A 6,108-nucleotide genomic window follows, 5' to 3' on the forward strand; every position below is an offset into this window, starting at 1 on the left:
TTGCGGCTTTGTGTAACTCGCCTTAGAACCCCCTTCACCGGCGGCGCTGAGGCGCTACTGAGACACACCGGACGGGACGGCGGCGACGCTGGGATGGACGGGAAACGCGGCGGAGAGACGCTGGGACGGGCTGGAGAGACGGTCGGACGCATCGGAAAGACGGTGGCATTTATGGGGTTTTGATCGGCGGGCGCGTCAGGAATTTGGCGCATCTGTTGGTTGTTGTCTCTGGATGTATGCTCTTTGACATTGATGATATCTGAAGAGATATGTGGGCGGTTTGGTTCATTCGATGGATCAACCTCTTCATATCAACGCTAGTAGGGCTCTTGTCCGATGATCTAGTGTCAGCTTCACTGTTTGTCGGCTTTCTGTACCTTTGGTACTGAAGCACGAGAAACAGAGAATGTTGGATGTTCGTTTCGAGTTCCTAGCCGGGTTCGAAGCCGTGCTGTTTGAGGCCCGTCCTCAAGTGGCGTTATCGGTAGGACATCCAAAGATGTGCAGAGGTTCGAACGTCAAGGATAAGCATGTAAGTGCTTTTCAACTTGAGAGTTTGATCCTGGCTCAGAACGAACGCTGGCGGCAGGCCTAACACATGCAAGTCGAGCGCACTCTTCGGAGTGAGCGGCGGACGGGTTAGTAACGCGTGGGAACGTGCCCTTCTCTAAGGAATAGCCACTGGAAACGGTGAGTAATACCTTATACGCCCTTCGGGGGAAAGATTTATCGGAGAAGGATCGGCCCGCGTTAGATTAGATAGTTGGTGGGGTAACGGCCTACCAAGTCTACGATCTATAGCTGGTTTTAGAGGATGATCAGCAACACTGGGACTGAGACACGGCCCAGACTCCTACGGGAGGCAGCAGTGGGGAATCTTGGACAATGGGCGCAAGCCTGATCCAGCCATGCCGCGTGAGTGATGAAGGCCTTAGGGTCGTAAAGCTCTTTCGCCAGAGATGATAATGACAGTATCTGGTAAAGAAACCCCGGCTAACTCCGTGCCAGCAGCCGCGGTAATACGGAGGGGGTTAGCGTTGTTCGGAATTACTGGGCGTAAAGCGCACGTAGGCGGATCAGAAAGTTGGGGGTGAAATCCCGGGGCTCAACCCCGGAACTGCCTCCAAAACTCCTGGTCTTGAGTTCGAGAGAGGTGAGTGGAATTCCGAGTGTAGAGGTGAAATTCGTAGATATTCGGAGGAACACCAGTGGCGAAGGCGGCTCACTGGCTCGATACTGACGCTGAGGTGCGAAAGTGTGGGGAGCAAACAGGATTAGATACCCTGGTAGTCCACACCGTAAACGATGAATGCCAGTCGTCAGCAAGCATGCTTGTTGGTGACACACCTAACGGATTAAGCATTCCGCCTGGGGAGTACGGTCGCAAGATTAAAACTCAAAGGAATTGACGGGGGCCCGCACAAGCGGTGGAGCATGTGGTTTAATTCGAAGCAACGCGCAGAACCTTACCAACCCTTGACATCCTCGGACCGCCAGAGAGATCTGGCTTTCACTTCGGTGACCGAGTGACAGGTGCTGCATGGCTGTCGTCAGCTCGTGTCGTGAGATGTTCGGTTAAGTCCGGCAACGAGCGCAACCCACATCCTTAGTTGCCAGCAGTTCGGCTGGGCACTCTAGGGAAACTGCCCGTGATAAGCGGGAGGAAGGTGTGGATGACGTCAAGTCCTCATGGCCCTTACGGGTTGGGCTACACACGTGCTACAATGGCAGTGACAATGGGTTAATCCCAAAAAACTGTCTCAGTTCGGATTGGGGTCTGCAACTCGACCCCATGAAGTCGGAATCGCTAGTAATCGCGTAACAGCATGACGCGGTGAATACGTTCCCGGGCCTTGTACACACCGCCCGTCACACCATGGGAGTTGGGTTTACCCGAAGGCCGTGCGCCAACCTTTCGAGGGGGCAGCGGACCACGGTGAGCTCAGCGACTGGGGTGAAGTCGTAACAAGGTAGCCGTAGGGGAACCTGCGGCTGGATCACCTCCTTTCTAAGGATGTATCTAGCTAGATCAGAGCTTGCTCTGTCTCGTGATACACTTAGCATAAGATCAGTAATCAAAACTGATCACATCCGGACCAGGCCGTCCTCATATCTCTTCAGAACTGTCATGATCTTGCCCTGGGGCAGGATCTAGCAAGGGGCCTTAGCTCAGCTGGGAGAGCGCCTGATTTGCATTCAGGAGGTCAGGAGTTCGATCCTCCTAGGCTCCACCACTCATGCGAACGGCCCACATAGAATGGGTCGGTAGCTCAGGTGGTTAGAGCGCACGCCTGATAAGCGTGAGGTCGGAGGTTCAAGTCCTCCTCGACCCACCATTCTTCGGAATATGATTTGATCATCAAGCACTTGCTTTGAGTGTTTGATCGTCCAATCGGACCGGATCGATGTTCCTTCGGGAAGGTTGATCACATTGACATCGTTTAGAGAGATACAATCAACAACACTGTTGGTCACCCGCGTAAGGGATCGACCTCAGTTTGGTGCTGAGGACCGCTTCGGTGGTCTGATGCGAGCCTTTGCATCCGCCCTTTTCCTCGGGCGCGCGAGGGTCTGCCGGATTGAAACCACAGTGTTGTCCAAGTCAAGTACACTAACCCGGTTCATATTCCGCAAGGTTTATGAACCAATGTTCACTTCTTAGGAAGTGAGCGGGAAAGTATGCTTTTGGTTCAGAATAAGGCCACAGTTTCTTACCAGCTTCTGTGGCGTGACAGTTCACTGTCTTTTTCTGGACCAGATCAAGCGCGAGAAGGGCGTTTGGTGGATGCCTTGGCAGTAAGAGGCGATGAAGGACGTGATACTCTGCGATAAGTCATGGGGAGCTGAGAATAGGCTTTGATCCATGAATTTCCGAATGGGGGAACCCACCTGACAGTTTGTTATTGTTAGCTTTGCTATCAATAATGAGCTTAATCAGGTACTTAAGACCTGAATACATAGGGTTTTAAGAGCAAACCCGGGGAACTGAAACATCTAAGTACCCGGAGGAAAGGACATCAATATGATACTCCCCTAGTAGCGGCGAGCGAACGGGGACCAGCCGAGCCTTGAGTGTGAATAGAATGTGTTGGGAAGCACAGCCAGAGTGGGTGATAGCCCCGTATATGAAGCATGATAGGACGTATTAAGTAGGGCGGGACACGTGAAATCCTGTCTGAAGATCGGAGGACCACCTTCGAAGGCTAAGTACTCCTTACTGACCGATAGCGAACCAGTACCGTGAGGGAAAGGTGAAAAGCACCCCGACGAGGGGAGTGAAACAGTACCTGAAACCGAACGCCTACAATCAGTTGGAGGCCCCTTGAGGGCTGACAGCGTACCTTTTGTATAATGGGTCATCGACTTGGTCTCACGAGCAAGCTTAAGCCGTTAGGTGTAGGCGCAGCGAAAGCGAGTCTTAATAGGGCGCATGAGTTCGTGGGATCAGACCCGAAACCGAGTGATCTAGGCATGGCCAGGTTGAAGGTGCAGTAACATGCACTGGAGGACCGAACCCACATCTGTTGAAAAAGATCGGGATGAGCTGTGCCTAGGGGTGAAAGGCCAATCAAACTCGGAGATAGCTGGTTCTCTGCGAAATCTATTTAGGTAGAGCGTCATCCGAATACCCCGGGGGGTAGAGCACTGGATGGGTAATGGGGCCCCACAGGCTTACTGATCCTAACCAAACTCCGAATACCCGGGAGTACTAGATGGCAGACACACTGCGGATGCTAACGTCCGTAGTGGAGAGGGAAACAACCCTGACCTACAGCTAAGGCCCCTAATTCATGGCTAAGTGGGAAAGCAGGTGGGATGTCCAAAACAACCAGGAGGTTGGCTTAGAAGCAGCCATCCTTTAAAGATAGCGTAACAGCTCACTGGTCTAATTAAGACGTCCTGCGGCGAAGATGTAACGGGGCTCAAGCCATGAGCCGAAGCTTAGGATGCACATAGTGCATGGTAGCAGAGCGTAGTGTGACATAGCTTCATGTCTCCTTAGTGTCCTCGGACACATCGGAGACACGAAGCTTTCGATGAAGCGGGCGCGTGAGCGATCCCGTGGAGAGATCACTAGCGAGAATGATGACATGAGTAGCGACAAAGAGTGTGAGAGACACTCTCGCCGAAAGTCCAAGGGTTCCTGCTTAAAGCTAATCTGAGCAGGGTAAGCCGGCCCCTAAGGCGAGGCCGAAAGGCGTAGCCGATGGGAACTAGGTTAATATTCCTAGGCCAGGAGGATGTGACGGATTGTGAAGGTAGTTCATCCTTATCGGATTGAATGGGCTGCTGATCAGTCCCTGGAAATAGCCCTCCATGAGACCGTACCCTAAACCGACACAGGTGGACTGGTAGAGAATACCAAGGCGCTTGAGAGAACGATGTTGAAGGAACTCGGCAAAATACCTCCGTAAGTTCGCGAGAAGGAGGCCCGGTTCCAAGGCAACTTGGAGCTGGGGGCACAAACCAGGGGGTGGCGACTGTTTATTAAAAACACAGGGCTCTGCGAAGTCGCAAGACGACGTATAGGGTCTGACGCCTGCCCGGTGCCTGAAGGTTAAAAGGAGGGGTGAGAGCTCCGAATTGAAGCCCAGGTAAACGGCGGCCGTAACTATAACGGTCCTAAGGTAGCGAAATTCCTTGTCGGGTAAGTTCCGACCTGCACGAATGGCGTAACGACTTCCCCGCTGTCTCCAACATCGACTCAGCGAAATTGAATTGCCTGTCAAGATGCAGGCTTCCCGCGGTTAGACGGAAAGACCCCGTGCACCTTTACTACAGCTTCGCACTGGCATCAGGATTGTGATGTGCAGGATAGGTGGTAGGCATCGAAACCGGAACGCTAGTTCCGGTGGAGCCTCCCTTGAGATACCACCCTTCGCACTCTTGATGTCTAACCGCGGTCCGTTATCCGGATCCGGGACCCTGCGTGGCGGGTAGTTTGACTGGGGCGGTCGCCTCCTAAAGCGTAACGGAGGCGCGCGAAGGTTGGCTCAGAGCGGTCGGAAATCGCTCGTTGAGTGCAATGGCAGAAGCCAGCCTGACTGCGAGACTGACAAGTCGAGCAGAGACGAAAGTCGGCCATAGTGATCCGGTGGTCCCAAGTGGGAGGGCCATCGCTCAACGGATAAAAGGTACGCCGGGGATAACAGGCTGATACTGCCCAAGAGTCCATATCGACGGCAGTGTTTGGCACCTCGATGTCGGCTCATCTCATCCTGGGGCTGGAGCAGGTCCCAAGGGTACGGCTGTTCGCCGTTTAAAGAGGTACGTGAGCTGGGTTTAGAACGTCGTGAGACAGTTCGGTCCCTATCTGCCGTGGGTGTAGGATACTTGAGAGGAGTTGCCCCTAGTACGAGAGGACCGGGGTGAACGATCCACTGGTGGACCTGTTGTTGCGCCAGCAGCAGTGCAGGGTAGCTATGATCGGACAGGATAACCGCTGAAGGCATCTAAGCGGGAAGCCCCCCTCAAAACAAGGTATCCCTGAGGGCCGAGGTAGACCACCTCGTCAATAGGCCGGAGATGTAAGTGCAGCAATGCATTCAGTTGACCGGTACTAATCGCCCGATAGGCTTGATCTGTTCCAGTAACAGTCAGTGACACAAGAACCAAAAGCAAAACACAAAACTTGGACTTCATGTCGATTGTATCTCCGCGACGTCTCAAAACCGAAACGTCGCGAATATGGATTTTCCTCGGTTTGGTGGTCATAGCGCAAGTGAAACACCCGGTCCCATCCCGAACCCGGAAGTTAAGCACTGTTGCGCCGATGGTACTGCGTCTTAAGGCGTGGGAGAGTAGGTCACCGCCAAACCTAGAAAAATCCATAAACATAAACGATACCAATAAAATATACCTTCAGACAAAAACATCTGAAGAAAAAACGCCCAGTCACAACACGCGTGATCAAGCAGCGGCAGCCTCAAGCAACAAAACGCAATGAGGCAAAACAAAAATGTCGCGGGATGGAGCAGCCCGGTAGCTCGTCAGGCTCATAACCTGAAGGTCGTAGGTTCAAATCCTACTCCCGCAACCAAATATTCCCAACATAACAAATACTTACAGCCGCCTCCGGGCGGTGCTGTGCGGTTGGGCTGGCGGCCA

General features: G+C 53.1%; 1 protein-coding gene, 3 tRNA genes and 3 rRNA genes. All 7 read left to right on the top strand.

Annotation, left to right across the window (positions count from 1 at the left end):
- Window positions 1–183: hypothetical protein (locus tag OO25_RS23140; RefSeq protein ID WP_206778546.1), on the top strand; the 183-nt coding region annotated here is incomplete at its 5' end.
- A gap of 361 nt (window positions 184–544) precedes the next feature.
- A 16S ribosomal RNA gene (locus OO25_RS19550) occupies window positions 545–2,008 on the top strand.
- Between the two features lie 150 nt (window positions 2,009–2,158).
- A tRNA-Ala gene (locus OO25_RS19555) sits at window positions 2,159–2,234 on the top strand.
- Between the two features lie 25 nt (window positions 2,235–2,259).
- Window positions 2,260–2,336: transfer RNA gene (locus tag OO25_RS19560), tRNA-Ile, on the top strand.
- 421 nt (window positions 2,337–2,757) lie between these two features.
- Window positions 2,758–5,585: ribosomal RNA gene (locus OO25_RS19565) — 23S ribosomal RNA — on the top strand.
- Window positions 5,586–5,703: 118 nt separating this feature from the next.
- A 5S ribosomal RNA gene (gene rrf / locus OO25_RS19570) occupies window positions 5,704–5,818 on the top strand.
- Together the 16S, 23S and 5S rRNA genes with 3 tRNA genes alongside form the textbook arrangement of a ribosomal RNA operon.
- 145 nt (window positions 5,819–5,963) lie before the next feature.
- Window positions 5,964–6,040 (top strand) — tRNA-Met (locus tag OO25_RS19575).
- The last annotated feature ends 68 nt before the right edge of the window (window positions 6,041–6,108 follow it).

This window comes from Phaeobacter sp. S60, assembly GCF_000826845.1.
Classification (GTDB): Bacteria; Pseudomonadota; Alphaproteobacteria; order Rhodobacterales; family Rhodobacteraceae; genus Phaeobacter; species Phaeobacter piscinae.